General features: G+C 66.2%; 22 protein-coding genes. 6 read left to right on the top strand and 16 right to left on the bottom strand.

Annotated elements, in window-relative coordinates; genetic code table 11:
• Positions 1-218: 218 nt before the first annotated feature.
• The 3 genes from ACFW0H_RS08625 to amaB form a co-directional block, all read right to left on the bottom strand.
• Positions 219-1340 carry a branched-chain amino acid ABC transporter substrate-binding protein gene (locus ACFW0H_RS08625; RefSeq protein WP_422913479.1) on the bottom strand — a complete coding sequence of 374 codons (1122 nt, stop codon included), beginning with the start codon at positions 1338-1340 and terminating at the stop codon, positions 219-221.
• Positions 1341-1695: 355 nt separating this feature from the next.
• Positions 1696-2979, bottom strand: a complete 1284-nt coding sequence (amaA, locus tag ACFW0H_RS08620; protein ID WP_422913478.1) for an L-pipecolate oxidase — start codon at positions 2977-2979, stop codon at positions 1696-1698.
• Positions 2980-3007: 28 nt separating this feature from the next.
• Positions 3008-4498 (bottom strand): L-piperidine-6-carboxylate dehydrogenase, encoded by a 1491-nt coding sequence (amaB, locus tag ACFW0H_RS08615; protein ID WP_422913477.1) that lies wholly within the window; start codon positions 4496-4498, stop codon positions 3008-3010.
• Between the two features lie 183 nt (positions 4499-4681).
• Here amaB and ACFW0H_RS08610 point away from each other — a divergent pair, with 183 nt between their 5' ends.
• Positions 4682-5581 (top strand): LysR family transcriptional regulator, encoded by a 900-nt coding sequence (locus ACFW0H_RS08610; protein WP_422913476.1) that lies wholly within the window; start codon positions 4682-4684, stop codon positions 5579-5581.
• Positions 5582-5766: 185 nt separating this feature from the next.
• Here ACFW0H_RS08610 and azu read toward each other — a convergent pair whose 3' ends face one another.
• Positions 5767-6216 carry an azurin gene (gene azu, locus ACFW0H_RS08605; RefSeq protein ID WP_422913475.1) on the bottom strand — a complete coding sequence of 150 codons (450 nt, stop codon included), beginning with the start codon at positions 6214-6216 and terminating at the stop codon, positions 5767-5769.
• Between the two features lie 119 nt (positions 6217-6335).
• Here azu and ACFW0H_RS08600 point away from each other — a divergent pair, with 119 nt between their 5' ends.
• The 4 genes from ACFW0H_RS08600 to ACFW0H_RS08585 all read left to right on the top strand — a co-directional run bounded on the left by ACFW0H_RS08600 (position 6336) and on the right by ACFW0H_RS08585 (position 8677).
• Positions 6336-6959 (top strand): LysE family transporter, encoded by a 624-nt coding sequence (locus tag ACFW0H_RS08600; RefSeq protein WP_422913474.1) that lies wholly within the window; start codon positions 6336-6338, stop codon positions 6957-6959.
• Between the two features lie 250 nt (positions 6960-7209).
• On the top strand, positions 7210-7797 hold the full coding sequence (locus tag ACFW0H_RS08595) for an LOG family protein (RefSeq protein ID WP_422913473.1): 588 nt from the start codon (positions 7210-7212) through the stop codon (positions 7795-7797).
• Positions 7798-7855: 58 nt separating this feature from the next.
• The gene (locus tag ACFW0H_RS08590) at positions 7856-8227 is read left to right on the top strand and encodes a thiol-disulfide oxidoreductase DCC family protein (protein WP_422913472.1); all 372 of its coding nucleotides are present in this window, start codon (positions 7856-7858) and stop codon (positions 8225-8227) included.
• A 3-nt stretch (positions 8228-8230) separates the two neighbouring features.
• A complete protein-coding gene (locus tag ACFW0H_RS08585; protein WP_422913471.1) occupies positions 8231-8677 on the top strand; it encodes a GNAT family N-acetyltransferase in 447 nt (148 codons plus the stop codon).
• 211 nt (positions 8678-8888) lie between these two features.
• Here the strand turns inward: ACFW0H_RS08585 and ACFW0H_RS08580 are convergent, their stop codons facing one another.
• The 6 genes from ACFW0H_RS08580 to ACFW0H_RS08555 form a co-directional block, all read right to left on the bottom strand.
• Positions 8889-9734, bottom strand: coding sequence for a mechanosensitive ion channel family protein (locus tag ACFW0H_RS08580; RefSeq protein ID WP_422913470.1), 846 nt, complete (start codon positions 9732-9734; stop codon positions 8889-8891).
• Positions 9735-9907: 173 nt separating this feature from the next.
• The gene (locus tag ACFW0H_RS08575; RefSeq protein ID WP_422913469.1) at positions 9908-10843 is read right to left on the bottom strand and encodes a transglutaminase family protein; all 936 of its coding nucleotides are present in this window, start codon (positions 10841-10843) and stop codon (positions 9908-9910) included.
• Positions 10843-13341 (bottom strand): circularly permuted type 2 ATP-grasp protein, encoded by a 2499-nt coding sequence (locus ACFW0H_RS08570; protein WP_422913468.1) that lies wholly within the window; start codon positions 13339-13341, stop codon positions 10843-10845. The genes ACFW0H_RS08575 and ACFW0H_RS08570 overlap by 1 nt, the downstream gene beginning before the upstream one ends.
• A 91-nt stretch (positions 13342-13432) precedes the next feature.
• Positions 13433-16720 (bottom strand): transglutaminase family protein, encoded by a 3288-nt coding sequence (locus ACFW0H_RS08565; protein WP_422913467.1) that lies wholly within the window; start codon positions 16718-16720, stop codon positions 13433-13435.
• 108 nt (positions 16721-16828) lie between these two features.
• Positions 16829-17041, bottom strand: a complete 213-nt coding sequence (locus tag ACFW0H_RS08560; protein ID WP_422913466.1) for a hypothetical protein — start codon at positions 17039-17041, stop codon at positions 16829-16831.
• The gene (locus ACFW0H_RS08555; RefSeq protein WP_422913465.1) at positions 17041-19338 is read right to left on the bottom strand and encodes a YgiQ family radical SAM protein; all 2298 of its coding nucleotides are present in this window, start codon (positions 19336-19338) and stop codon (positions 17041-17043) included. Before ACFW0H_RS08555 ends, ACFW0H_RS08560 begins: the two co-directional genes overlap by 1 nt.
• A 208-nt stretch (positions 19339-19546) precedes the next feature.
• Between ACFW0H_RS08555 and ACFW0H_RS08550 the strand changes: the two genes are divergently transcribed.
• Entirely contained in the window at positions 19547-21454 is a 1908-nt protein-coding gene (locus ACFW0H_RS08550) for a diguanylate cyclase domain-containing protein (protein WP_422913464.1), read from the top strand.
• A gap of 274 nt (positions 21455-21728) precedes the next feature.
• Here the strand turns inward: ACFW0H_RS08550 and alr are convergent, their stop codons facing one another.
• The 6 genes from alr to rpsF all read right to left on the bottom strand — a co-directional run bounded on the left by alr (position 21729) and on the right by rpsF (position 26449).
• Entirely contained in the window at positions 21729-22805 is a 1077-nt protein-coding gene (alr, locus tag ACFW0H_RS08545; RefSeq protein ID WP_422913463.1) for an alanine racemase, read from the bottom strand.
• Positions 22806-22876: 71 nt separating this feature from the next.
• The gene (gene dnaB / locus ACFW0H_RS08540) at positions 22877-24271 is read right to left on the bottom strand and encodes a replicative DNA helicase (RefSeq protein WP_422913462.1); all 1395 of its coding nucleotides are present in this window, start codon (positions 24269-24271) and stop codon (positions 22877-22879) included.
• A gap of 113 nt (positions 24272-24384) precedes the next feature.
• Positions 24385-24831 carry a 50S ribosomal protein L9 gene (gene rplI / locus ACFW0H_RS08535; RefSeq protein ID WP_422913461.1) on the bottom strand — a complete coding sequence of 149 codons (447 nt, stop codon included), beginning with the start codon at positions 24829-24831 and terminating at the stop codon, positions 24385-24387.
• Between the two features lie 21 nt (positions 24832-24852).
• Complete coding sequence (locus ACFW0H_RS08530; protein WP_422913460.1) at positions 24853-25746, bottom strand: YybS family protein; 894 nt, start codon at positions 25744-25746, stop codon at positions 24853-24855.
• A gap of 36 nt (positions 25747-25782) precedes the next feature.
• A complete protein-coding gene (gene rpsR, locus ACFW0H_RS08525) occupies positions 25783-26013 on the bottom strand; it encodes a 30S ribosomal protein S18 (RefSeq protein WP_003452992.1) in 231 nt (76 codons plus the stop codon).
• Between the two features lie 28 nt (positions 26014-26041).
• Positions 26042-26449 carry a 30S ribosomal protein S6 gene (gene rpsF, locus ACFW0H_RS08520; RefSeq protein ID WP_422913459.1) on the bottom strand — a complete coding sequence of 136 codons (408 nt, stop codon included), beginning with the start codon at positions 26447-26449 and terminating at the stop codon, positions 26042-26044.
• Positions 26450-26531 lie beyond the last annotated feature (82 nt).

Genomic DNA, 26531 nt, shown 5'->3' with positions numbered 1-26531 from the left:
GAGGACCGGCCTTGGGTTCGGCCAAGCCCCCGCGAGTGGAATCAGACGGGCACCACTGAATTACCGTGTCAAATCGGGGGGGAAGACCCCCACCCGGCTCAAGCAGAAAAGGACTTCAGCAGTTTCCCGGAATGCACCGACCAGCCAGGCGCGGGTGGCGCCTGGCTGGTCAGCCGAGCTTACGGCTCGCGCCCCTTGCGGATTGCGCGAGCCGGTCATTACTGCTGGGCGTACTTACCCTTGTCGTCCCACTCGTAGATCACGTAGTCGGATTTTTTCAGGTCGCCCTTGGCATCCCACTCCTTCTTGCCCATTACGGTCTGCACCGCGTGCGACTTCAGCCATTCGCTGGCCTTGGCCCCATCGTTGGAGCCTGCGCCGTTGAAGCCGGCAGCCAGGGCCTGCAGGGTGGCGTAGGCATACAGGGTGTAGCCTTCGGGCTCGAAGCCACCGGCGCGGAACTTCTCGATCACCGCCTTGCCGTCCGGGATCTTGCGCGGGTCGGCGCCGAAGGTCATCAGCACGCCCTTGGTGTATTGCGGGCCGCCGGCGGTGGTGACCAGTTCGTCGGTGACGATGCCGTCGCCGGAGAGGAACTTGGCGGTCAGGCCCTGTTCGCGCATCTGGCGAACCAGCGGGCCGGCTTCGGGGTGCAGGCCGCCGAAGTAGACCACCTCGGCGCCGGTGGCGCGAATCTTGGTGACCAGGGCGTTGAAGTCCTTCTCGCCGCGGGTCAGGCCTTCGTACAGGACTTCCTTCACGCCGCGCTTGGCCAGTTCCGCCTTGGTGGCGTCGGCCAGGCCCTGACCGTAGGTGTCCTTGTCGTGGATGATGGCGACCTTCTTGGCCTTCAGCACGTCGACGATGTAGTCGCCGGCGACGATGCCCTGCTGGTCGTCACGGCCGCACATGCGGAACATGCCGGACAGGCCGCGCTCGGTCACGGCCGGGTTGGTGGAGCCGGGGGTCATGGCGATGATGCCCGCTTCGTCGTAGACCTCGGACGCCGGGATGGTGGAGGAGGAGCAGAAGTGCCCGACCACGGCGATGGCCTTGTCCTGGTCCACCAGGCGGTTGGCGACGGCCACGGCCTGCTTGGGTTCGCAGGCGTCGTCGGCTTTCACCAGCTTGATCTTCTCGCCGTTGATGCCGCCGGCGGCGTTGATGTCCTCGGCGGCCTGGGAGGCCCCGCGCCAGTATTGTTCGCCAAAGGAAGCGTTGGCGCCGGTGTGCGGTCCGGCGACGCCGATTACTACATCAGCCTGTACTACGGAAGAAACGCCCAGCGCGGTGGTAACCGCCAGAGCCAGAAAGCCTTTTCTGAAAATCTTCTGCGACATGGAGTTTTGCTCCTGAGGTTTTTAGGGTTAGCGCTCGTATTCAGCAAGTGGCGTGCCATTAATTCTTGTAGTTGCTCCGCGCCCTGAAAGGCCTTTCCCACCTCCTTAATTCTTATTTTTCTTCTTCTAAATCAACAACTTCCAAGTCACCCCAAAAAACCATCAGACGTGCCCGGAAGGTGCCTGGCATCAGCGTGCCAGCACGTGCGGTAACAATAGACTCGCGGTACTTATTTGCACATCACTGGTGCGCGAAATTTCCCACAACGCACTGTTACTACCCTGCCCCTTGTTCCCCCCATCCTGCAAGAAAGAAATGCTTGCCTCGAAGCGGTGCAACCCGCTTTTTTGCGACCTAGATCACGACACGCAAACACTGCCCGGCGTGATAGAGCGAGAAACCCGCTTCGTAGAGCGAGCTCCTGAGGCCCACTGCCGCCACCGCGCGCATGGGTTGGAACGGCATCGGCAGCACCGTTTCGTCCCCGCTCAGCAGGTAGTCGGCGAAGGCCTTGCCCACCACGCTGCCGGTGGTCACGCCGCGGCCGTTGTAGCCGGTGAAGGCCAGCAGGCCAGGTGCCGGTTCGTAGAGGCGCATCAGGTGGTCCGGGGTGAAATCGATGCAGCCGGTCCAGGTGAATTCCCACTCCACGCTGCCCAGGTAAGGGAAGTAGTGGCGCTGGATGCGGTCGGCCCAGGCACGCAGGAACCAGGCCGGCTTGCGCGCACCGTTGCCCAGGCTCCCCAGCAGCAGGCGGCCGTCGGCGTCGCGGCGGATGCTGCTGAGTACCTGGCGGGTATCCCAGGAGCCCTGCCCACCCGGCAGGATGCGCGCGGCAGCCTCGCCGGTGAGCGGCGTGGAGGCCACCTGATAGTAGTAACCGGGGAAGAAATGGCGGCGCAGTTCGGTCCACTCGCCCTCGGTGTAGGCGTTGGAGGCGATCACCACCTGGGGCGCGATGGCCGCGCCATGTTCAGTGATCACGCACCAATTGGCGCCCTGGCGCTCCAGGCGCTGCACGGGCGAATGCTCGAAGAGTTGGCCGCCAAGGAATTTCACCGCGCGGGCCAGGCCGCGGGTGTAGCCCATGGGGTTGAGGGTACCGGCGCGGCGATCGAGCAACGCGGCGGCGATCCGGTCGGTGCCGGTGGCCTCGCGGCAGGCGGCGCCGGTCAGCAACTCCACCGGCGCGCCACGGCGCTGCCATTGCTCGCAGCGGCTGGCGAGATCGGCCTGACCACGGGCGTTGTGGGCCATGTGCAGGGTGCCTTCGCGGCGCAACTGGCAGTCGATGTCATAGCGGTCGACCAGGGAGAACACCAGGGACGGCGCCGCACCCAGGGTGCGGTTGAGCCGTTCGCCCACCGTCCGGCCGAGGCCGGCTTCGATCTCGTCCGGTGGGATCCACATGCCGGCGTTGACCAGCCCGACATTGCGCCCGGAACCACCATGGCCGGCGGTATGGGCCTCCAGCAGGCAGACGCGCTTGCCCGCCTCCAGCAGATGCAGGGCGGCGGAAAGGCCGGTGAAGCCGGCGCCGATCACGCACACATCCACCTTGACCTCGCCATGGAGCACGGGGCTCTCCGGCAGTCGGGGCGTCAGATACTCCCAGAGGCATTCCTGGCGCAGGGCCATGGGTCGCAATCCTTAGGGCCGGAACCCGTCAGTCGAAGGTGATGCCCTGGGCCAGCGGCAGCTCGTGGGAATAGTTGACGGTATTGGTCTGGCGGCGCATGTAGGCCTTCCAGGCGTCCGAGCCGGACTCACGGCCGCCGCCGGTTTCCTTCTCGCCACCGAAGGCCCCGCCGATCTCCGCGCCGCTGGGGCCGATGTTGACGTTGGCGATGCCACAGTCGCTGCCCACCGCCGACTGGAACAGCTCGGCTTCGCGCACGTCGGTGGTGAACACGCAGGAGGACAGGCCCTGGGGTACGGCATTGTTCAGGGCGATGGCTTCCTCGAAATCGCTGTAGCCGATCACATAAAGGATCGGCGCGAAGGTTTCATGGCAGACCACGGCGCTCTGGCCAGGCATTTCCACGATGGCCGGCGACACGTAGTAGGCGTTGGGGAACCGCTCGGCCAACTGACGCTCGCCGCCGAACACCGTGCCGCCTTCGGCGCGGGCCTGCTCCAGCGCGCGCTGCATGCCGTCGAAGCTCTGCTTGTCGATCAGCGGACCGACCAGGTTGCCTTCCAGCGGGTGACCGATGCGCACCTTGGCATAAGCGGCCTTCAGCCGCTCGACGATCTCGGCCTTGACCGACTCGTGGGCGATCAGCCGGCGCAGGGTGGTGCAGCGCTGGCCGGCGGTGCCGACGGCGCTGAAGAGGATCGCGCGAACCGCCAGGTCGAGGTCCGCGCTGGGGGCGAGGATCATGGCATTGTTGCCGCCCAGTTCCAGCACGCTGCGGGCGAAGCGCGCCGCCACCCGGGGCGCCACCTCGCGACCCATGCGGGTACTGCCGGTGGCGCTGACCAGGGCCACGCGCGGGTCGTCCACCAGGGCTTCGCCGGCATCGCGGGCGCCGATCACCACCTGGCTGAGGTGGGCCGGGGCCTCGCTGAAATTCTTCGCCACGCGCTCGAACAGCGCCTGGCAGGCCAGAGCGGTCAGCGGGGTCTTTTCCGAGGGTTTCCACACCACCGGGTTGCCGCAGACCAGCGCCAGCGCGGTGTTCCACGACCAGACGGCGACCGGGAAGTTGAAGGCGCTGATGACGCCGACCACGCCCAGTGGATGCCAGGTCTCGCGCATGTGGTGGCCGGGACGCTCGGAGGCGATGGTCAGACCGTAGAGCTGGCGCGACAGGCCCACGGCGAAGTCGCAGATGTCGATCATTTCCTGCACTTCGCCCAGGCCTTCCTGAGTGATCTTGCCGGCCTCCCAGGACACCAGTTCGCCCAGCTCGGCCTTGTACTGGCGCAGCGCTTCGCCGTACTGGCGGATCAGCTCGCCGCGGCGCGGAGCCGGCACCTTGCGCCAGGCCTGGAAGGCCTCGGCAGCGCGGGCAATCTTCTGGTCGACCTCAGCCCGGCCTTCCAGGCGCACAGTGCCGATGCGGCTGCCGTCGATGGGCGAATGAACGGCGTGATCGCCCTGCTGGTAGAGGGACGGATCGACACCGAGGCGGTCAAGCAGTGCGGCAACCATGAGCTACTCCTGTTTCTGAATCGGGCAAACGCCTGTTCATGAATGGCCGCGCTCCAGCTGACGAGCCCATGAACGGAATTTGAAAGAGCCAGTAATAGCCGCGAAAAGGGCTTGCCAACAAATGACCTTTCCGACACATATCATTCCGTTAATTCATGATCCGAACCGTTTTCGAGAACCCCGATGCTCAAACGCCACATGCCGTCGATCACCGCCCTGCAATGCTTCGAGGCGGTGGCCCGGCACCTGAGTTTCACCCGCGCCGCCGACGAGTTGAGCCTCACCCAGAGCGCGGTGAGCAAGCAGGTGGCGCAGTTGGAGGAACTGCTCCAGCACCTGCTGTTCCGCCGTGTGCGCCGGCGCCTTCAGTTGACCCCGGCGGGCTCGCTGTACCTCACCGAAGTGCGCAAGATCCTCGCCCAGGTGGAGATGTCCACCCACTACATGCTGTCCTATGGCGGCGACACCGAAGTCCTGCGGGTGGCCACGCCGCCCACCTTCGGCGCGCGCTGGCTGATCCCGCGTCTCAAGGGCTGGCGCCTGCGCCACCCGAACATCCACCTGGACCTGCGCAACGAGCTGGAGCCCAACGCCCTGGTCCAGGGGCGCTGCGACCTGGCCTTCTATTTCGGCCATGGTGCCCTGCCCGGCGCCGAGTGCATCCGCCTGTTCAGCGAGGAAGTGGTGCCGGTGTGCGCCCCTGGCGTGATGCCGGAGCAGCCCTTCACCGAGCCGACTCAGCTCACCGAACTGGTGCTGCTGCAGAACGCCACCCGCCCCGAGGCCTGGCATGAGTGGTTCCAGAGCCAGGACCGGCACACCGAACACAGCTACCACGGGCCGCGCTTCGACACCTCCTACATGTGCATCCGCGCCGCCCAGGCCGGCTGCGGCGTCGCCCTGCTGCCGCGCTTCCTGGTGGAAGAAGAACTGGCCGAAGGCAAGCTGGTGATCCCCTGGGACCACCCCATGCCCAGCCGCAACGCCTACTACCTGGCCTACCCCGAGCACGCCGCGGAAGTGCCCAAGGTGCGCGACTTCGTACGCTGGATGCTGGAGCAGATGGACCGAGAGGCGCTGTAGCAGAATAAACTCGGCCTGCTTTTTTGTAGGGGCGAATTCATTCGCCAAGGGCAGCACAGCTGCCCGCTCGACCCCGAAGGGCATGCCTTCGGCCTGCTTGGCGAATGAATTCGCCCCTACAGCATCTGGACAGCCAAAACAAAAAAGGCCGCTACACGGAGCGGCCTTTTCATATCCACCTGAGGTCAGTCGACCAGGGCCAGGGTACCCTTCATCATCGACACGTGCCCCGGGAAGGAGCAGAAGAACTCGTAGCTTTCCCCGGCGGCCAGCTTGGACACCTCGAAGGTCACACTGGAACTCTCGCCGCCGCCGATCATCTTGGTGTGGGCGATGATGCGCGGATCGTCGGCCTTCAGGTAGTCCTTGTCGAGGCCGGCGGTCATGCCTTCAGTGGCAATCGCCTGGGCATCGGCGGTCTTGCTCAGCACCCAGTTGTGGCCCATCACGTTCTTGGCCAGCTTGCCGGAGTGCTTGAGGTTGACGGTGAAGGTCTTGCAACTTTTGCTGACCTTGATCTCTTTGGTATCGAACGTCATCTGGTCCGTGCCTTGCACATCCACGGTACATTCAGCAGCCAGCAAAGGTGCACTGGCCAGGGCCAGCACGGATGCAACGACGAGCTTGCGAATCATGGGAGTCTCCTTGGCAGTCAGGGCAAAAGGCCCAAGACCGGAGACTGCCCTATTCGTCGGCGAGTTCCCATGACCTGCGGCAACGGGCCGCAACCCTGATTACAAGGAATTTCCACCCCATGTTGTCCTTCTTCATCGCCGCCATGCTCCTCGGCTTCGTGTTCAACGCCGCGCCCGGCGCGGTCTTCAGCGAAACCCTGCGCCGTGGCCTGCGGGACGGCTACAAGCCCGCCCTGATGGTGCAGATCGGCTCCCTGGTGGGAGACGCCACCTGGGCCGCACTGGGCCTGACCGGCCTCGCCCTGCTGCTGGACAGCGCCGCCGTGCGCTACCCACTGACCGTCGCCAGCGCCCTCTACCTGGGCTGGCTCGGCCTGCAGTCCCTGCGCGACGCCCACCGCCCGCCACAACCCTCGGCCGAGGACGGTGGCGCCAGCGGCGGTGCGTTCGCCTCGGGCGCGGCGCTGTCGCTGACCAACCCGCAGAACATCGTGTACTGGGCCGCCATGGGCGGGGCCATGGCGGCGGTCGGCGTGGCCGAACCGACACCGACGCATCTCGCCGTATTCTTCGGCGGCTTCATGCTCTCCTCGCTGCTCTGGTGCTTCATCTGCGCCGGCCTGGTGGACTGGTTCCGCCGCGCCGCTTCCACCCTCTGGCACCGCCTCACCTACCTGGCCTGCGGCCTTTGTCTGCTGGGATTGTCAGGAATGACGGCGGCGGAGCTGCTGAAAGCCATCTGACCTATAGGGCCCATCGAAACAATCAACGGGCGGACCAGCCGGGCCGGCACTAGCATGGCCGCATCCATCGACAAGGAGAGGTGCCATGAACGTCCTGCAAAGCCTGCTCGCCGCTTACGCCGCCGGGGCCTGCGGCGCTTCCCCCGAATAACCCCGCCCGACTACCGTTCGGAAGCTGACCACTCGCACAGCTTGGAGCTCGCGGGCGAAGCCGGTACTCTTGCGCGCTTTTTCGCCCCCGGAGTCCCCCATGACTTTGCGTTCCGTCTGCGTGTTCTGCGGCGCCAGCCCCGGCGCCAAGCCGATTTACCGTGAAGCCGCCGCCCTCCTCGGCCACACCCTGGCAGAGCGCGGCATCACCCTGGTCTACGGCGGCGGCGCGGTCGGACTGATGGGCACCGTGGCCGATGCGGCCCTGGCCGCCGGCGGCGAAGTCATCGGCGTGATCCCGCAGAGCCTGATGGACGCCGAAATCGGCCACAAGGGCCTGACCCGCCTGGAGGTGGTGGACGGCATGCACGCGCGCAAGGCGCGCATGGCCGAGCTGTCGGATGCCTTCATCGCCCTGCCCGGCGGGCTGGGTACCCTGGAAGAGCTGTTCGAAGTCTGGACCTGGGGCCAGTTGGGCTACCACAGCAAGCCCCTGGGCCTGCTGGAAGTGAACAGCTTCTACGACAAGCTCACCGATTTCCTCGACCATCTGGTCGAGGAGCGTTTCGTCCGCGACCAGCACCGCGGCATGCTCCAGGTCGGCGGCCACCCCCAGACCCTGCTCGACCGCCTGGAAGCCTGGCGTCCCAGCAGCGCGCCCAAGTGGGTCGATCGCAAGCCCCACTGATCGCTGGCCGTCCCAGGCCTTAAACTGTCCGGGACGAACCCACGATCAGGAGCGCCCCATGGCAGGCGACGAACGGATCAAGGTCTACTACAACAGCGCCTGCCCGGTGTGCAAAGCCGGGATCGAGGGCCAGAAAGGCAAGACCACCGCCTGCCAGGTGGAATGGAACGACATCCACCAGGACAACGCTGCGGTCGAGGAGATCGGCGAGAACCTTGAATACGTCCGCGAACGCCTGCATCTCGTGGACGAACAGGGCATCAAGCGCATGGGCGTGGATGCCTTCATCGTGCTCTGGCGCCATTCGCCGGGGGAGGAATGGAAGGCCCGGCTTTTTTCCCTGCCGATCCTCCACGGCCTGGCGCAACTGGGTTACAAGGCCTTTGCCCGCCTGCTCTATCATTGGAACAAGGCCCTGCGCCACTGGTGACCGATGATGGCAACGATCGAAACCCTGACGTCCCTCCCCCCTGCCGACCGCCAGCGCCTGGTGGAGGTCTGGGAAGACGCGGTGCGCGCCACCCACCACTTCTTCGGCGAAGACGACATCCAGTTTTTCAAGCCCCTGGTGCGCGACGCCTACCTGGACTCCATGCAGCTCGCCTGCCTGCGTGACGCCGCAGGCCACATCGTCGGTTTCATCGGTACGACCGGAGAACGGGTGGACATGCTCTTCGTCGATCCGGCGCAGCATGGCCGGGGCATCGGCCGCGCACTGATGGAGCACGCCCTGACCTGTGGGGCCCGGACGGTCGATGTGAACGAACAGAACCCGCAGGCAGTGGGTTTCTTCCTGCACCTGGGCTTCGTCCAGGCCGGCCGCTCGGAAGTCGACGCCCTGGGCAAGGAGTTTCCCATCCTGCACCTGGTCAAGAGATAAATCCGTAGGGTGGACCACGCTTCACCGGTCCACCATTCGTAGCGGGTCCCGGGCCGCGATGGTGGACATGAAAAGCGATGTCCACCCTACGCACTGAGCCTCGCCAGACAGTAGGTTGGTGCCGAGCGAAGCGAGGCCCAACGATCAAGGGCCCGCTGCGAGCACGCTGTTGAGCTTCGTTCCTCAGCACCAACCTACGGCTAGATCAGCCCTACGACTGCTGCACGATGACGGTCTGCGCCGGCATGGGCGCGGGGAAGTCGGCGCCGCCGAGGGCGTCCTTGATCACCCGGTTGGTATCGAAATAGACCTGCCAGTAGACGTCATTGTGGCAGTAAGGCCGCACCGCCAGTACCGGGCCCACCAGGTTGAACTCGAGGATTTCCACATCCACCGGCGGGTCGGTGAGGACGTTGGGAATGGCGGTGATGCGCTGCTTGAGCAGCGCCACCGCGGCCTGGTAGTCGGCAGCGCCGGAAAGCTGGGCCTTCAGTTCCACGCGACGAAAGTCGTTGTGGCTGTAGTTCTGGATGGTGTCGCTGAAGATCTTGTTGTTGCCCACCAGGGTCATCACGTTGTCCGGGGTGTTGATGGCGGTGGCGAACAGGCCGATCTCCTTCACGGTGCCGGTCACACCGCCGGCACTGATGAAATCCCCCACCTTGAACGGCCGCAGGACGATGATGAAGCCGCCCGCCGCCAGGTTGGCCAGCAGCCCCGACCAGGCCATGCCGATGGCCAGGCCGACCGCCGCGATCAGTGCCGCCAGGCTGGTGGTCTGGATGCCGAAGAAGCCGAGGATGCCCACCACCAGGAGAATGTTCAGGGTCACGGTGATGAACGAGCCGACGTAGCGCAGCACGGTCGGGTCGACCTTCTGCCGCTCCAGGGAACGCTGGACCAGCCCTACCGCGAAGTTGATCAGCCAGCGGCCGACCACCCAGAAGGCGATGGCTGCGAGAATCTTGACGCCGAAGGTGGTGGCGTACTGCATGACGGTGGTCATGAACGCGCTGACCTTCTCGGTCCCTACATTGACGATCGTTGTTTCATCCATGGCGGAGCACCTTGCAGGAGAGAAAGTGGCCCCGAAAAAGCTAGCACGCTCCCCGCAAAGTGCTTGTCTGGCACATCCCCGTAGGTTGGGTAGAGGTACGAAACCCAACGATTCGGTGCCTGGCCGGGCACGGCGTTGGGCCTCGCTGCGCTCGGCACCAACCTACATCTTCCTCAGACCGCCAGCTCCCACAGCGGCATGACGGTAACGCGGACCTCGGGATCATGGCTGCCGCCACCGAGGATGACGCCGCGCAGGGGCGAGACATCGGAGAAATCGCGCCCCCAGGCCAGGGTGATGTGTTCCAGGTTGGGCAGGATGTTGTTGGTGGGGTCGAAATCCACCCAGCCGTTGCGCGGGCAGTAGACCGACACCCAGGCGTGGGAGGCGTCGGCGCCGATCAGGCGCGGCTGGCCGGGAGGCGGCTGGGTCAGCAGGTAGCCGCTGACATAGCGCGCCGCCAGCCCCCGCGAGCGCAGGCAGGCGAGCATCAGGTGGGCGAAGTCCTGACAGACGCCGCGACGGCGCTCCAGCACCTGGGTCAGCGGTGTCGCCACCTGGGTCGCTTCGGCATCGAAGTCGAACTCGCTGAAGATTTTCTCCATCAACGCCGCCGTGCCCAACAGCAGCGGCCGCCCGGCGGGGAAACAGCCGCTGGCGAATTCGGCGAACTGGCGCTTGATGCGCACATAGGGCGACTCCACCCGATAGCGGCAGGCGTCCAGCTCGATGGGCGACAGGGCGCGCGCGGAAAAGGCCAGGGTCGCCGGCACCTGTTCCCAGGGCGGCGAGGCGGCCAGGTCCGCCGCCCCGTGGGGCAGCACCTCGACCTGCAGGCGGGTGTTCACCTGCAATTCGTCATGGGGGCGCTCGAAGGCCAGGCGCGTCAGGGGATTGCCGAACACGTCCGAGAGGTCCTGGCGCAGCGTCGGCTCGGGGTTGACCAGCAGTTGCCGGCCGCTGCACGCCTGCCAGGGGCAGTCCCGCGGCCAGAGGTGGGCCAGCTGCTGGGACAGGGAAACCGGCGCTGAATAGCGGTAATGGGTGTCGTGGAACACCTGGTAGCGGGCACCCTGGACGGGGGCGATGGATGGGGCTTGCGCGCGCATCAGGTGGATACCGTTTGCTGGCTGACATCGTCGACGTGGGCAAAATAGCGCAATCCGAGGCGGTCGGAGACCTGTCCGACGTTCTGCGCGATTTCCCGCAACAGCCCGGCCAACCCGGCGAGCACCTCGGCCAGGCTTTCGCTGCCGAACAGCGGGTCCTCCAGGGTGGCGAGGTCGAAGGCCAGCAGGCGTCCGATCAGGCCGCTCAGCACCAGTTCCTGGGGCGCGCCGAACTCCAGGTGCAGACGCCCCAGGGAGCGCTCCAGCGCCTGCAACTGGAAGCGCAGGGCGTGGGGGTTCTGCTCGTGCAGCAGGAGCAGGTCGAGCACCGGGATCAGTTGCGGCGAAGCCAGGTAGCGCGAACGGTAGGTGATGGTGCTGTTGCCCAGCTCCAGCAGCCACTCCAGGGCGACCGGGTCCCAGGCGGCGCCGCCTTCGAGGAAGCCGGCGATGCTTTCGGCGTAGAACTGCACCCGTTCGATGCGCCGGCCGATCATCAGGAAGCGCCAGCCGTCGTCGCGGGTCATGTCGTCCAGGGCGAAGCCGGACAACGCCGCCAGGGACATCAGCAGGCGGTTGAGGAATTCCAGCGCCTCGCCCAGGTCGGTGCGGGTCCGGTCCAGGGCCTGGGCCTCGCGGTGCAGCTCCAGCACCGCGTGCCAGTTCTCCCGCGACAGCCGACCGCGCACCTGGGCGGCCGCCCAGTGCAGTCGGCGCAGGTTGGCGCTGACGCTGCTCGGCCACTCATCGTCCAGCAGGGCCGCCAGCAGGCGCTGCTCCAGCGGTTCGTCGCCGCGCGGCACCAGGCCGACGGCGCCGGCCAGCTGCAGGGCCGATTGCAGCGCCTGTTCGTCGCCGTCGGCATCCACATAGCGCGACAGCACCACCCGCAGCAGGCGGGCGCCATCATCGCAGCGCTCGCCATAGCGGCCGAACCAGTAGAGGTTTTCCACCACCCGCGACGGCAGGTAGGGGTCCTGGCGGATCAGGTCGCGCGCGCCGAGGGTGCGCGGGCGCAGCGGCTCGCCCACCACCGGCAGGTCGGCCAGTACCCAGGTGTCCTTGCTGGCGCCGCCGCGCTGCATGGACACCACCTCGGCGCCGGCCGCCGACGCCACCCGCGTCAGGCCGCCGGGCATCACCCAGTAGCTGCCGTCACGTCCGGCCACGGCGAACACCCGCATGCCGATGGCCCGCGACTGCAATTGGCCGCGTTTGCCGTCACCCTGCCAGACCGGCGCCTGGGACAGCTGCGCCATGCGCTGGGCGACGTAGGCGTGGGGGTGGGCCTGAAGGCGCTTGCGCAGGTCCAGCAGGCCGCCGTCTTCCAGGGCATGGCCGAACAGCGGCTCGAAGCTCTGGGAGGGAAACGCGGGCTTGATCACCATGCCGGACAGGCCTTCCAGGGACTTGCCCAGGCCTTGTCCCTGGCCGCACCACCAGGTGCCCACCGTGGGCAGCAGCAGGTCCTCGCCCAGCAAGCGCTGGCTGACACGTGGCAGGAAGCCGAGCAGGCCCGGCGACTCCAGCACGCCGCTGCCCAGGGCGTTGGCCACCAGCACCCGGCCGTGGCGCACGGCGTCGAGCAGCCCGGGCACGCCCAGGGCCGAATCGGTGCGCAGCTCCAGGGGGTCGCAGTAGTCGTCGTCGAGGCGGCGCAGCACGGCGTGGACGCGCTTCAGCCCGCCCAGGGTCTTGAGGTAGAGGGTGGCGTCGCGCACCGTCAGGTCGTGGCCCTCCACCAGCGGGAAACCGAGCTGGCGCGCCAGGTAGAGGTGCTCGAAATAGGTTTCGTTGAAGCGCCCCGGAGTGAGCAGCACCACCAGGGGCGTCTCACCGTCGCTCGGGGCCTGGTTGATCAGGGTTTCCTGCAGGGTGCGGAAGTAACCGGCCAGGTACTGCACCCGCAGGTCGCGGTACAGCTCCGGCAGGGCACGGGAGACGATCTGCCGGTTCTCCAGGGCATAGCCGGCGCCGGAGGGCGCCTGTGTGCGGTCGGCCAGGACGTGCCAGCGGCCGTCGGCGTCGCGGGCCAGGTCCACCGCATAGCTGTGCAGGAAGATGCCGCCGGGGGGCTGCACACCCTGGCAAGGCCAGAGGAAGTTGGGATGGCCGAAGACCAGTTCGCTGGGCAAGAACCCTTCGGCCAGCAGGCTCTGCGGGCCGTAGAGATCGGCCAGCACGGCGTTGAGCAGGCGCGCGCGCTGGGCCACACCGGCGGCCATGGGTTGCCACTCTGCGGCCGAGAGCAGGTTGGGCAAGAGGTCCAGCTCCCAGGGTCGGTCGGTGCCCTTGGGGTCGGCGTAGACGTTGTAGGTGACCCCGTTCTCCTGGATCTGCCGCACCAGCAGCTCCTGGCGCTGCCTGAGTTGGGCCGGGGTGGCACGCTCCAGCTGCTGGAACAGGCGCTGCCAATGCGGACGCACTTCGCCTTCGGCATCCAGCAATTCGTGGTAGGCCGTTGCGGTCAAGGGGTAGTGGGCTAGCAGCTCGGACATCGACAGGCTCGGCAGATGGGCAGCAGGGAAACTTTAGCGGACGACGCGGCACCCGGCCGCCGCACCGCGGGCCGGGTCGCGTCCGCACCGCCTAGCGGCGGCGCAGGTCCAGGGTCATGGGCAGCTCGTCGTCGACCACCGGTACGCCGACCTGCAGCTTGCCCGGCGTATGCCCGTGGCGGAAGAAGCGCGCCAGGCGCCGGCTTTCGGCTTCATAGGCGTTGACCGGGAAGCTGTCGTAGCTGCGTCCGCCGGGATTGGCCACATGGTACTGGCAGCCGCCCAGGGAGCGCTGCATCCAGGTGTCCACCAGGTCGAAAATCAGCGGCACCTGCACGCCGATGGTGGGCTGCAGGCAGGAAGCCGGCTGCCAGGCGCGGTAGCGCACCCCGGCGACGAATTCGCCACCCCGCCCGGTGGGCCGCAGCGGGACCGGCTGGCCGTTGCAGGTAAGCACGTAGCGATCCGCCGCCATGCCGGTGACCTTGACCTGCACCCGTTCCAGGGACGAGTCCACATAGCGTACCGCGCCCGCCGCGCTGCCCTCCTCCCCCAGCACATGCCAGGGTTCCAGCGCCTGGCGCAGCTCCAGGTCGATGCCCTTGACCTGGTAATCGCCGTATTTCGGGAAGCGGAACTCGAAGTGCGGCGCGAACCACTCGCTGCGCAGCGGATAACCGGCGGCATTGAACTCGTGGACCACATCCTCGAAGTCCTGCTGGACGAAATGCGGCAGCAGGAAACGGTCGTGCAGCTCGGTACCCCAGCGCACCAGCTTCGGCGGCTGGTAGGGCTCGTCCCAGAAGCGCGCCACCAGCCCGCGCAGCAGCAACTGCTGGGCCAGGCTCATGCGCGCATGGGGCGGCATCTCGAAGGCGCGCAGCTCCAACAGGCCAAGGCGGCCGCTGCTGCTGTCGGGCGAGTAGAGCTTGTCGATGCAGAACTCGGCGCGGTGGGTGTTGCCGCTGACGTCCACCAGCAAGTTGCGCAGCAGCCGGTCCACCAGCCAGGGCGGGCAGTCGGTGCCGGGCTCGGGCATCTGGCGGAAGGCGATTTCCAGCTCGTAGAGCGCGTCGTTGCGCGCCTCGTCCACCCGCGGCGCCTGGGAAGTGGGACCGATGAACAGGCCGGAGAAGAGGTAGGACAGCGACGGGTGGTTGTGCCAGTAGCTGATCAGGCTGCGCAGCAGGTCAGGCCGGCGCAGGAAGGGCGAATCCGCCGGCGTGGCGCCACCGAGGACGAAGTGGTTGCCACCGCCGGTGCCGACATGGCGGCCATCGACCATGAACTTCTCGCTGGACAAGCGGCTCTGCCGCGCCGCCTCGTAAAGGAACTCCGTGCGCTCCACCAACTCGTCCCAGTTGGCCGAGGGGTGGATGTTCACCTCGATCACGCCCGGGTCGGGGGTGACGCGGAAGTTCACCAGGCGCGGGTCGCCAGGCGGCTCGTAGCCTTCCAGCAGCACCGGGCAGTCCAGTTCGCCGGCGGTGGCTTCGATGGCGGCCACCAGCTCCAGATAGGCCTCCAGCTCGGAAAGCGGCGGCATGAACAGGTAGAGCCGGCCCTCGCGAGGTTCGGCGCAGAGGGCCGTGCGGGTGATACCGGCGGCGGACTGGTGCAGGCCCGGTTCGCTGGCCTCGCCCCGCCAACCGGGCGTTCCGTCGCGCAGCTGCTGGCGGATCAGCGTCGCGCGGCGCAGCGGCGGGAATTCCTGGCCGGGATCGGCCGGATTGACGTAGGGGTAGTCGGCCTCATTGACCCAGGGCTGGGAGTCCAGCGGCAGGCGATAGCCCAGTGGCGAGTCGCCGGGGATCAGCCGGCAGTGCTCGTCGCGCAGGAACCAGCGACCGCTTTCCCAGGCATCGCCCGTCGCACTGCGCGCCAGCGGCAGAATCTGGCCCACCACCTCGCCCAGGCCACGCTCGAACACCCGGCGCAGGCGCTCGCGCTCCATCGGGTCGGCCAGGCGGGCGTCCTCCGGGGTGACGTTGACGGGCAGCTTGCGCTCGCGCCAGAGGTAATAGAACCAGTCCTCGAAGGCCGGAAACTGGTGTTCCCCCGACACGCCGAGACGGTTGGCCACGCGATCGAGGAAGCGTGCCGCGAGGCGCGCGTCGGCGCCGTAGCCGCGGCCTTCGTCGGCGTAGAGCGCCGGGTCCTGCCAGATGGGTTCGCCGTCCTTGCGCCAGTAGCAATTGAGCGACCAGCGCGGCAGCTGCTCGCCGGGATACCACTTGCCCTGGCCGAAATGCACCAGGCCCCGCGGGGCGTAATGAGCACGCAGGCGATGGAACAGGTCGGCGGCCAGGCGACGCTTGTTCGGCCCCTGCGCGGCGGTGTTCCACTCGGGGTCGTCGGGGTAGTCGATGGCGATGAAGGTGGGCTCGCCGCCCATGGTCAGGCGCACGTCGCCACGCGTGAGGTCCGCATCGATGCGCGCCCCCAGCTCGCGAATGGCCTGCCACTGTTCGGCACTGTAGGGCTTGGTCACCCGGGGCGCTTCCCAGACCCGCTCGACGCGCATTTCATGGGAGAACTCGCACTCGCTTTCGTCCACCCCGCCGCTGATGGGCGCCGCCGACGACGGCTCCGGGCTGCAGGCCAGCGGAATGTGCCCCTCCCCGGCAAATAGCCCGGAGGTGGGGTCCAGGCCGACCCAGCCGGCGCCCGGCAGGTAGACCTCACACCAGGCGTGCAGGTCGGTGAAGTCTACTTCGGTGCCGCTGGGGCCATCGAGGGACTTCTGGTCGGCGGTGAGCTGGATCAGGTAGCCGGACACGAAGCGCGCCGCCAACCCCAGGTGGCGCAGCAGCTGCACCAGCAGCCAGGCCGAGTCGCGGCAGGAGCCGGAGGCCTTTTCCAGGCTCTCTTCCGGGGTCTGCACGCCGGGTTCCAGGCGGATCAGGTAGCGGATGTCCCGCGACAGCTGCTGGTTCAGCGCCACCAGGAAGTCGACGCTGCGCTTGGGCGTGAGGTCTATGCGCGCCAGGTAGTCGGCGAACAACGGTGTCGCCGGCAGGCGGCTGAGGTAGGGTGCCAGCTCGCGCTGGTCATCGGCGGTGTAGCTGAAGGGGGCCTGCTCGGCATAGGGCTCGAGGAAGAAATCGAAGGGGTTGAACACCGCCATCTCGGCGACCAGGTCCACCTCCACCTTCATCTCGCGGGTCTTCTCCGGGAACACCAGCCGCGCCAGGTAATTGCCCTGGGGGTCCTGTTGCCAGTTGATGAAGTGCTTGCCCGGCGCCACCTTCAGCGAATAGCCGAGAACGCGCGTGCGGCTGTGGGGCGCCGGCCGCAGACGGATGATCTGCGGACCAAGGTTGACCTCACGATCGTAGCGATAGTGGGTGACGTGATGCAGTGCGACATGGATCGACACGGCGTGCCTCCTGCGAGCCTGGGCGATGCTGGGGACCGCGCAAGACTTGTGCCAGCCCCCGAACCACGGATTTCGGCCCCTCCCGAGCACCGGAAAGGGGCCACCTTCTCACCCGCGCTGCGCCGCCGCACAAAAATGGTTCACGAACGGCCGCAACCGGCGGGTGAATTCCAAGCCTAGCGGCAGAAGATGAAGAAGAAGGGAATTCTCGTCAGGCTGTTTAGGCCGATTGGGCATAAGAATGTGATGACCTGTGGTGGCGAATTCATTCGCCACCACAAGGAAAAACAAAAACGCCAGCCCGAAGGCTGGCGTTCCCATCAACGCGGCGCCACCGGCCGCTTGGCCGGCTTCTTCTTGCCGCCGCCCTTCTCGGCTGCGGCCGCCTTGTTCTCGGCCTGCTTGCGGGCGAAGGCCGCGGCCTTGGCCTGCTCGCGCTTGTCCCAGGGATTGCTGCCGTCGCTGGCCCGCGGCGGCAGGCCGGTGTGCTGGGTGAGCATCTTGCCGGCGCCACCGACCTTCTTGCTGCCAGCGGGGGTGGAGTTCTTGCGGCGGGCGCTGTGGTACTCGTCCGAGGCCGGCTGGTAGGTCGGGATCAGCTGGTGCTTGCCATTGCCGATCAGGTCGGCACGCCCCATGCGCTCCAGGGCCTCGCGCAGCATCGGCCAGCCCTTGGGATCGTGGTAGCGCAGGAAGGCCTTGTGCAGGCGGCGCTGCTCCTCGCTCTTGACGATCTTCACCCCTTCGCTCTTGTAGGTGACCTTGCGCAGCGGGTTCTTGCCCGAGTGGTACATGGCGGTGGCGCTGGCCATGGGTGACGGGTAGAAGGCCTGCACCTGGTCGGCGCGGAAGCCGTTGCGCTTGAGCCAGAGGGCGAGGTTCATCATGTCCTCGTCCGTGGTGCCGGGGTGGGCGGCGATGAAGTACGGAATGAGGTACTGCTCCTTGCCCGCTTCCTTCGAGTACTTCTCGAACATCTGCTTGAAGCGGTCATAGCTGCCGATGCCCGGCTTCATCATCTTGTCCAGCGGACCGCGCTCGGTGTGTTCCGGGGCGATCTTCAGGTAGCCGCCGACGTGGTGGGTCACCAGTTCCTTGACGTACTCGGGGGACTCCACCGCCAGGTCGTAGCGCAGGCCGGAAGCGATGAGGATCTTCTTCACCCCCGGCAGGGCGCGGGCCTTGCGGTACAGCTCGATCAGCGAACTGTGGTCGGTGTTGAGGTTTTCGCAGATGCCGGGGAACACGCACGACGGCTTGCGGCAGTGCTTCTCGATTTCCGGGCTCTTGCAGGCGATACGGTACATGTTGGCGGTGGGGCCGCCGAGGTCGGAGACCACGCCGGTGAAGCCCGGCACCTTGTCGCGCATCTCCTCGATCTCGCGCAGGATCGATTCGTGGGAGCGGTTCTGGATGATCCGGCCTTCGTGCTCGGTGATGGAGCAGAAGGTGCAGCCGCCGAAGCAGCCTCGCATGATGTTCACCGAGAAACGGATCATCTCGTAGGCCGGGATCTTCTCCTTGCCGTAGGCCGGGTGCGGGACGCGGGCGTAGGGCATGCCAAAGACGTAGTCCATCTCCTCGGTGCTCATCGGGATGGGCGGCGCATTGAACCAGACGTCCACCTCACCGTGGCGCTGCACCAGGGCGCGGGCGTTGCCGGGGTTGGTCTCCAGGTGCAGCACGCGGTTGGCGTGGGCGTAGAGCACCGGGTCGTTGCGCACCTTCTCGAAGGACGGCAGGCGGATCACGGTCTTGTCGCGGGTCAGGCGCGGGTTGGGCAGCAACTCCACAACCTTGGCCTCGTTCGGGTCCTCGACCGGTCCCTTCTCCTGCTCGATGGCGCAGGCCTGCAGGTCCTGGGTGTTGACGTAGGGGTTGATGATCTTGTCGATGTGGCCCGGACGATCGATGCGGGTGGAATCGATCTCGAACCAGTCCGAAGGCGTGTCGCGGCGGATGAAGGCGGTGCCGCGCACATCGGTGATGCTGTCGATGGTCTCACCCCAGGACAGGCGCTGGGCGATTTCCACCACGGCGCGCTCGGCGTTGCCGTAGAGCAGGATGTCGGCGGTGGCGTCCATCAGGATCGAACGGCGCACCTTGTCCTGCCAGTAGTCGTAGTGGGCGATGCGGCGCAGGGACGCCTCGATGCCGCCGAGGATCACCGGCACGTGGGTGTAGGCTTCCTTGCAGCGCTGGCTGTAGACCAGGCTGGCGCGGTCCGGGCGCTTGCCGGCGACGCCGCCGGGGGTGTAGGCGTCGTCGGAACGGATCTTCTTGTCCGCGGTGTAGCGGTTGATCATGGAGTCCATGTTGCCCGCCGCCACACCGAAGAACAGGTTCGGCGCGCCGAGCTTCATGAAGTCGTCTTTCGAGCGCCAGTCCGGCTGGGCAATGATGCCCACGCGAAAGCCCTGGGCTTCCAGCAGGCGGCCGATGATGGCCATGCCGAAGGACGGATGGTCGACGTAGGCATCGCCGGTCACGATGATGATGTCGCAGGAATCCCAGCCGAGCTGATCCATCTCTTCCCGGCTCATCGGCAGGAAGGGTGCGGGACCGAAACATTCGGCCCAGTACTTCGGATAGTCGAACAGCGGCTTCGCAGCTTGCATATTTTTTGACCAGCGGGCTTTCACGAGGGGCGCGGAATATAGCACAAATTTTGAACAAATCCGACGATTGCGCTGGGTTTCTGTGGGGCTGGACACAACACCGAAGCAAATTGCTTACGGAGTGATCACAAATTCTCCAGATCGCTATACTCCTGCCGACATAAACCGCCAGGCCGCAGCAGTAGATAACTTACAAGGAGCGTGCGCGGTGCCTCGTCCTAGCCTGATCCTCCTCCTGCTTTTCTGCTGGGTGGGCGCCCTCGTGCCGGCCCAGGCGGCCTTCGAACTGACCCCGCAGAGCAGCGGCGCCCCGCTCAACGAACAGATCGACCTGCTGGAAGACCCGGACGGCAAGCTCGATATCCTCGACATGACCAGGCCCGAGGTGCAGCAGCGCTTCGCCCCGGCGGGCGGCCGCGCCAGCGTGGGCCAGAGCCGCAGCGTGTGGTGGGTGCGGGTGCAGCTCAGCCGTACCGCGGACGCTCCCCGCCAATGGTGGCTGGAGAACTCGGGCATCACCGTCTATCGGGTCAGCCTCTTCCTGCCCGATGGCAAGGGCGGCTGGAGCCGACGTGAAACCAGCGAGGCCCTGCCCTTCGCCGATACCCGCGACTATTCCTACCGGCGCATGCTGTTCAAGCTGCCGGAGATCGGCGCGCAGCCCCTGACCCTGTATTTCCGCAGCTACGACCCGGCGGGCAATTCCTTCCCGCTGAAGGTCTGGCAACTGGATGATCTCAAGGAGCTGAAGGCTACCGAGAACCTCGGCTTCGGCCTGGTCTACGGGGTGATCCTGGCGCTCCTCCTCTACAACCTGTTCATCCTGGTAGCGCTGCGCGACCCCGCCTACCTATGGTACGTGCTGGCCACCGCCTCGGCCCTGGTGTTCATCCTCAGCATGAGCGGGCATGGTTTCCAGTACTTCTGGCCGGACGCGCCGGTGCCGGTCTGGCTGGACCGCATCACCCTGCCGGCGTTGTGGGGCATCTTCGTGATGCGCTTCACCCAGGAGCTGCTATCCACCCGCCGCGGCCTGCGCTGGGCCGACCGCCTGTTCAACGTGGCCTGCGTGCTCTACGCCGTCGCCATCCTGATCAACGCTTTCGGCTTGCGCGCCGAAGGCGCCATCCTGATCGCCGTCACCCCCATAGTGACAGTGCCCACGGCCCTGATCAGCGCGCTGATCCGCTGGCGCCAGGGCTTCATTCCGGCGCGCTTCTACCTGATCGGCTACGGCACCGTGCTGGTCAGCACGGCGGTGCTGGTGATGCGCGCCGCCGGCATCATCCAGCCGATCAACTTCACCGCCTACATGTTCCCCATTGCCGTGGCCGCCGAGTCCATCCTGTTCTCCTTCGCCCTGGCCTACCGCATCCAGATGCTCAAGCAGGAACGTGCCGCCGCCCTGGAACAGGCCGACCGCGAGAAGGCCGCGCGCCTGGCACAGATGCAGGCCAGCGCCGACGAGTTGCAGGCTGCCGTCACCGCCCGTACCGCCGAGCTGGCCGCGGCCAACCAGCGCCTCAGCGAGCGTGAGCGCGCCCTGCGGCATGCGGCCTTCCACGACGCGCTGACCGAGCTGCCGAACCGCCGCTACCTGATCGAGCGCACCGAGTCGGCGCTGGCCAATGCCAAGCGCCACAAGGAGCAACTGGCGCTGATGCTGATCGACCTCGACCACTTCAAGCCGATCAACGATCGCTTCGGCCACGACGCTGGCGACGAGATGCTGCGCACCATCGGCCAGCGCCTGCGCGAGCATGTGCGCGGCGGTGATGCGGTGGCGCGCTTGGGCGGCGACGAGTTCGCCGTGCTGATCAGCGGGGTGGATGCCGAGGTCCAGGCCAGGGACCTTGCCCGGCGCCTGCTGGACGAGCTGGCGGCGCCCATGTGCTACGGCGCGGAGCAGCTGTCGGTGAGCATCAGCATAGGCGTCGCCATGTTCCCGCAACACGCCCGGCATTTCTCCGGGCTTTACCAGACCGCCGACCAGGCGCTCTACAAGGCCAAGGCCCGCGGCCGCTCGGACGTGGTGGTGTTCGGCGAGGACGGCGAACTCTCCAGCGAGGCCAGCCTGCAGCTGGATGTGCTGAAGATTCGCAGCGGACTTTTGTAGGGCAGACCTGCAGCCTGCTTGGCGAATGAATTCGCCCCTACAGGAAAAGGCAGAAGCGGCCAGCCGGCACGGATAGGCTCCCCTCTCCCTTCGGGAGAGGGGCTGGGGGTGAGGGAGGTCTCGGCGCGCTGGGAGCCGAGTCCCATGGGCCGTGTAGGGTGGATAGCGCTTTTCTATCCACCAGCGAGGCGAAGCAAGACACCGATGGTGGAAATCCCCAAAGGGATTTCCACCCTACGCGCCGATTGATATGGAATCGCCCACAGGGTGGGCCTTAGGCCAGGTAGCGCCTTGGCACCCGCGCGGTGACCTTGGTGAGCAGCTCGTAACCGATGGTGCCGCAGGCCTGGGCCAGCTCATCCACGGGCAGTTGCGCGCCCCAGAGCTCCACCGGGTCACCGACACGGGCTTCCGGCATCTCGCTCAGGTCCAGCGCCAGCATGTCCATGGACACCCGGCCGGCCAGCGGCACGCGGCGGCCATTGACCACCACCGGGGTACCGTTGGGCGCGTGGCGTGGGTAGCCGTCGGCGTAGCCGCAGCTGACGGTGCCGATGCGTGATGGCCGGGCGGCCTCCCAGGTGGCGCCGTAACCCACGGTTTCCCCCGCCGCGATCTCGCGCACGGCGATCAGCTGCGCGCTGAGGCTCATGGCCGGCTTCAGACCCAGGTCGGTGGCACTGAGGTCGGCAAAGGGCGAGGCGCCGTAGAGCATGATGCCGGGGCGCAGCCAGTCCATATGGGCGGCCGGCATGGTCAGGATGGCCGCCGAGTTGGCCAGGCTGCGCTGGTCGAAATCGAGGTCCAGCAGATCGAGGAAGCCTTCCAGCTGCACGTCGTTGAGGCTGTGCCCGCGCAGGTCGGCGCAGGCGAAGTGGCTGATCAGGTTGAGTTCGGCCACCTGGGCGGCTCCGCGCAGGCGGGCGTGCCAGCGCCGCAGCTCATCGGCGGCGAAGCCCAGCCGGTGCATGCCGGAATCCAGCTTGAGCCAGACGTTCAGCGGCCGTGACAACCCGGCACCGAGCAAAGCCTCGGCCTGCTCCGGCCCCTGCACCACCACATCCAGGCCCAGCTGCGCCGCCAGTTGGCACTCGGCGGGTTCGAAACAGCCTTCCAGCAGCAGCACCCGAGCCAGGTCGTCCAGGGCGCGCACTTCGGCGGCCTCTTCCAGGCAGGCGACGGCAAAGCCATCCGCTTCGCCGCGCAGGCTGGCAACCACCTCGCGCACGCCATGGCCGTAGGCGTTCGCCTTGACCACCGCGAAAGCCTGCCGGCCGGGCGCGCAGCGCTTGGCCAGGGCGTAGTTGTGGCGGATGGCGGAAAGGTCGATGGCGGCGATCAGCGGGCGCATTGAGACGGGCTCATGAACGAAAACGGGCGCCCATCATACCGCCTGGGCGCCCGTGTTCATTGATCTGGAGCTTATTCGTCGTCGAACTGGTAGGCGCCCGGCGCGAGGTTCTCGAAGCGCGAGTACTTGCCGAGGAAGGCCAGCCGAGCAGTTCCCAGCGGACCGTTACGCTGTTTGCCGATGATGATCTCGGCCACGCCCTTGAATTCGGTCTCGGGGTGATAAACCTCGTCGCGGTACACGAACAGGATGATGTCGGCGTCCTGCTCGATCGCCCCGGATTCGCGCAAGTCGGAGTTGATCGGGCGTTTGTTCGGACGCTGTTCGAGTCCCCGGTTCAGCTGGGACAAGGCAATCACCGGGCAGTTGAACTCCTTGGCCAGGGCCTTGAGCGAGCGGGAGATTTCGGAAATCTCGTTCACCCGGCTGTCGCCGCTGGAACCGGGAATCTGCATCAGCTGCAGGTAGTCGACCATGATCAGGCCGATTTCGCCGTGCTCGCGGGCCAGACGGCGGGTACGCGCGCGCATTTCGGAGGGAGAAATGCCGGCGGTGTCATCGATGAACAGCTTGCGGTCGTTGAGCAGGTTGACCGCAGAGGTCAGGCGCGGCCAATCGTCGTCGTCCAGGCGGCCGGCGCGGACCTTGGTCTGGTCGATGCGCCCCAGGGAGGCAAGCATACGAATCACGATGGATTCGGAGGGCATCTCCAGCGAATACACCAGGATCGCCTTGTCGCTGCGCATCAGGGCGTTTTCCACCAGGTTCATCGCAAAGGTGGTCTTACCCATGGACGGACGGCCGGCGACGATGATCATGTCGGCTGGCTGCAGGCCGCTGGTCAGGTTGTCCAGGTCGGTGAAGCCGGTGGACAGGCCGGTGATGGCGTCGCCGGCATTGAACAGCTCGTCGATGCGGTCGATGGCCTTGACCAGGATGTCATTGATGCCCACCGGGCCGCCGGTCTTGGGCCGCGCTTCGGCAATCTGGAAGATCAGGCGTTCGGCTTCGTCGAGGATCTCTTCGCCGGTGCGCCCCTGGGGCGCGTAGGCGCTGTCGGCGATCTCGGTACTGATGCCGATCAGCTGACGCAGGGTGGCGCGCTCGCGAATGATCTGGGCATAGGCCTTGATGTTGGCGACCGAAGGCGTGTTCTTCGCCAGTTCGCCAAGGTAGGCCAGGCCGCCGACCTGGGGCAGTTGGCCTTCCTTGTCCAGTTGCTCGGACAGGGTCACCACGTCGAACGGCATGTTGCGTTCGGCCAGCTTGAAGATGGCGCGGAAGATCAGCCGATGATCGTGGCGGTAGAAGTCGCCGTCGGACACCTGGTCGAGCACACGCTCCCAGGCATTGTTGTCCAGCATCAGGCCCCCGAGGACGGCCTGCTCGGCCTCGATGGAGTGCGGCGGCACCTTGAGGGAAGCGGTCTGCAGGTCGAACTGTTCCGGGGCGGTGATTTCGTTCATGGGCTCGGAAAATTCTTGGGCTGGAAAGACATCGGGCACGTCACCGTTTCCGCAATGACGTGCCCGATGTTAGCGAGCCGGCACCTGAGTGCAAGCTCACTTCGACGGCTTGCTTAGCCAGCTACCACGATCAGCTTGACGGTAGCTTCGACGTCGGTGTGCAGGTGCAGTGCAACGTCGTACTCGCCAACTTGACGGATGGTGCCGTTCGGCAGGCGGACTTCAGCCTTGGCAACCGGAACGCCAGCGGCGGTCAGGGCGTCAGCGATGTCGTGGGTGCCGATGGAACCGAACAGCTTGCCTTCGTCGCCGGCGCTGGCAGTGATGCTCACTTCCAGTTCGGACAGCTGGGCAGCGCGAGCTTCGGCGGAAGCTTTCTTGTCGGCGGCCTGCTTTTCCAGCTCAGCGCGGCGGGCTTCGAACGCAGCGACGTTCTCGGCGGTAGCAGCGGTGGCCTTGCCTTGCGGCAGCAGGTAGTTACGGCCGTAGCCGGACTTCACATTCACCTTGTCGCCCAGGTTGCCCAGGTTGGCGATTTTTTCCAGCAGGATAACTTCCATTTGGGTCTTACCTCTTAACTTTTAACCTTCACCGTTCGCAGGGCCGGCGCCATTCTTGCGCGCCTTGCGTCCGCGAAAATCAATCAGACTGTCGACGATGGCCAGAACCACCAGCAACGGATAGATCAGTTGCATGAACAGCAGCAGCGACACGTACAGCCCCACCAGCCAGAAACCGGCCAGCCCGCCCTGCTTCGCCAGACCGTGCACGAGGGCCAGGCCGGCAACCGCCAGCGGCACACTGCAGATCGGCGTCAGCATCGCCAGCTCGAGGCCCAGGTTCGGGCCCAGCAGCATGGCGACCAGCAGGCCGAAAGCCAGTGCCGGCGACAGCCTCAGCGCGCGGAACTCGCTGCCGAAGCCGCCGGGGTTGTACAGGGCTGCCTGCCAGTAGCGGCCGAGCATCAGGCTCAGCACGCTCACCAGCTGCAGCAGCGCCGCGATCAGGCCGGTCAGGACCGGCGCGACCATGGCTCCCAGACGCGCTCGCTCGTCATCCGCCAGTTGCGAATAGACCTCCCCCATCACCTGCGGCATGAGCTTCTGCAGCTCGTCCGCCATGGCGACTATGGGTTCGCGGAACACCGCGCCCAGCACCAGGCCGTAAAACAGACCAAGCGCCACGCTGATCATCAGCACCCGCGTCCAGGACACGCTGGAACGCAGCACCAGGGCCAACCCCAGCGCCCCGAGCAGCACCATCAGGGTGCGCGGCTCACCGAAGTACCACCAACCAAGGGCTGGCAGCAGGGCCCAGGCGACAATGCCGAGAGCATCGTTCATACCACGCCGCAGCAGCACCAGGCTGCCGGCGGCTGCGCTCAGCCAGAACATCATTGGCAGGGCCGCCGCACCTACCACCACCAGGGTGGCCTGTGTGCGACCGCGCATGATGAACTCAGCCAGAGCGCGCATTGCGATCTATCCCTTACCTAGGTCGACCGACCGAGATCAACGGCCGTGGCTGTCGGTGTAGGGCAGCAGGGCCAGGTAGCGGGCGCGCTTGATAGCGGTGGCCAGCTGACGCTGATACTTGGCTTTGGTGCCGGTGATACGGCTCGGAACGATCTTGCCGGTTTCGGAGATGTAGGCCTTCAGGGTGTTGAGATCCTTGAAGTCGATCTCTTTCACGCCTTCAGCGGTGAAACGGCAGAACTTACGACGACGGAAGAAACGTGCCATGAACTTGGCTCCTCAATAGATCCGTGGATTACTCGTCAGCGTTGTCGCTGTCATCGCCTTCGGCGGCAGCGTCAGTCTCAACGCGCTCGCGGCGCTCGCGGCGCTCGCTGCGGTTTTCCTCGGCCTTGAGCATCTCGGACTGGCCAGTGACGGCTTCGTCGCGACGGATGACCAGGTTACGGATCACGGCGTCGTTGTAGCGGAAGTTGTCTTCCAGCTCGGCCAGGGCCTTGCCGCTGCACTCAACGTTCAGCATCACGTAGTGAGCCTTGTGAACGTTGTTGATGGCGTAGGCCAGCTGACGACGGCCCCAGTCTTCCAGGCGGTGAACCTTGCCACCGTCTTCTTCGATGAGCTTGGTGTAGCGCTCAACCATGCCGCCAACCTGCTCGCTCTGGTCCGGGTGAACCAGGAAGATGATTTCGTAATGACGCATAAATGCTCCTTACGGGTTGTAGCCTGCCAACGTCGTGGTCAGGCAAGGAGTGAATATCTCGTTTTGGCTTGCCGGGCCGGGG

Origin of the sequence: Metapseudomonas cellulosilytica, assembly GCF_049334135.1 — a bacterium.
Classification (GTDB): domain Bacteria; phylum Pseudomonadota; class Gammaproteobacteria; order Pseudomonadales; family Pseudomonadaceae; genus Metapseudomonas.
Note: the sequence above shows the minus strand (reverse complement) of the source record. Positions and strands in the feature narration are given on the sequence as shown.

Bases quoted from the DNA above. Each gene is read 5' to 3' on its own strand.
- ACFW0H_RS08610 (WP_422913476.1), top strand. From the start codon at position 4,682: ATGCTCAAACGCCACATGCCGTCGATCACCGCCCTGCAATGCTTCGAG.
- ACFW0H_RS08625 (WP_422913479.1), bottom strand. From the start codon at position 1,340: ATGTCGCAGAAGATTTTCAGAAAAGGCTTTCTGGCTCTGGCGGTTACC.
- ACFW0H_RS08530 (WP_422913460.1), bottom strand. From the start codon at position 25,746: ATGCGCGCTCTGGCTGAGTTCATCATGCGCGGTCGCACACAGGCCACC.
- ACFW0H_RS08555 (WP_422913465.1), bottom strand. From the start codon at position 19,338: ATGCAAGCTGCGAAGCCGCTGTTCGACTATCCGAAGTACTGGGCCGAA.
- rpsR (WP_003452992.1), bottom strand. From the start codon at position 26,013: ATGGCACGTTTCTTCCGTCGTCGTAAGTTCTGCCGTTTCACCGCTGAA.
- amaB (WP_422913477.1), bottom strand. From the start codon at position 4,498: ATGGTTGCCGCACTGCTTGACCGCCTCGGTGTCGATCCGTCCCTCTAC.
- ACFW0H_RS08590 (WP_422913472.1), top strand. From the start codon at position 7,856: ATGGCAGGCGACGAACGGATCAAGGTCTACTACAACAGCGCCTGCCCG.
- ACFW0H_RS08595 (WP_422913473.1), top strand. From the start codon at position 7,210: ATGACTTTGCGTTCCGTCTGCGTGTTCTGCGGCGCCAGCCCCGGCGCC.
- amaA (WP_422913478.1), bottom strand. From the start codon at position 2,979: ATGGCCCTGCGCCAGGAATGCCTCTGGGAGTATCTGACGCCCCGACTG.
- dnaB (WP_422913462.1), bottom strand. From the start codon at position 24,271: ATGAACGAAATCACCGCCCCGGAACAGTTCGACCTGCAGACCGCTTCC.
- azu (WP_422913475.1), bottom strand. From the start codon at position 6,216: ATGATTCGCAAGCTCGTCGTTGCATCCGTGCTGGCCCTGGCCAGTGCA.
- ACFW0H_RS08560 (WP_422913466.1), bottom strand. From the start codon at position 17,041: ATGGGAACGCCAGCCTTCGGGCTGGCGTTTTTGTTTTTCCTTGTGGTG.
- rpsF (WP_422913459.1), bottom strand. From the start codon at position 26,449: ATGCGTCATTACGAAATCATCTTCCTGGTTCACCCGGACCAGAGCGAG.
- ACFW0H_RS08600 (WP_422913474.1), top strand. From the start codon at position 6,336: ATGTTGTCCTTCTTCATCGCCGCCATGCTCCTCGGCTTCGTGTTCAAC.
- alr (WP_422913463.1), bottom strand. From the start codon at position 22,805: ATGCGCCCGCTGATCGCCGCCATCGACCTTTCCGCCATCCGCCACAAC.
- ACFW0H_RS08575 (WP_422913469.1), bottom strand. From the start codon at position 10,843: ATGCGCGCGCAAGCCCCATCCATCGCCCCCGTCCAGGGTGCCCGCTAC.
- ACFW0H_RS08570 (WP_422913468.1), bottom strand. From the start codon at position 13,341: ATGTCCGAGCTGCTAGCCCACTACCCCTTGACCGCAACGGCCTACCAC.
- ACFW0H_RS08580 (WP_422913470.1), bottom strand. From the start codon at position 9,734: ATGGATGAAACAACGATCGTCAATGTAGGGACCGAGAAGGTCAGCGCG.
- rplI (WP_422913461.1), bottom strand. From the start codon at position 24,831: ATGGAAGTTATCCTGCTGGAAAAAATCGCCAACCTGGGCAACCTGGGC.
- ACFW0H_RS08585 (WP_422913471.1), top strand. From the start codon at position 8,231: ATGATGGCAACGATCGAAACCCTGACGTCCCTCCCCCCTGCCGACCGC.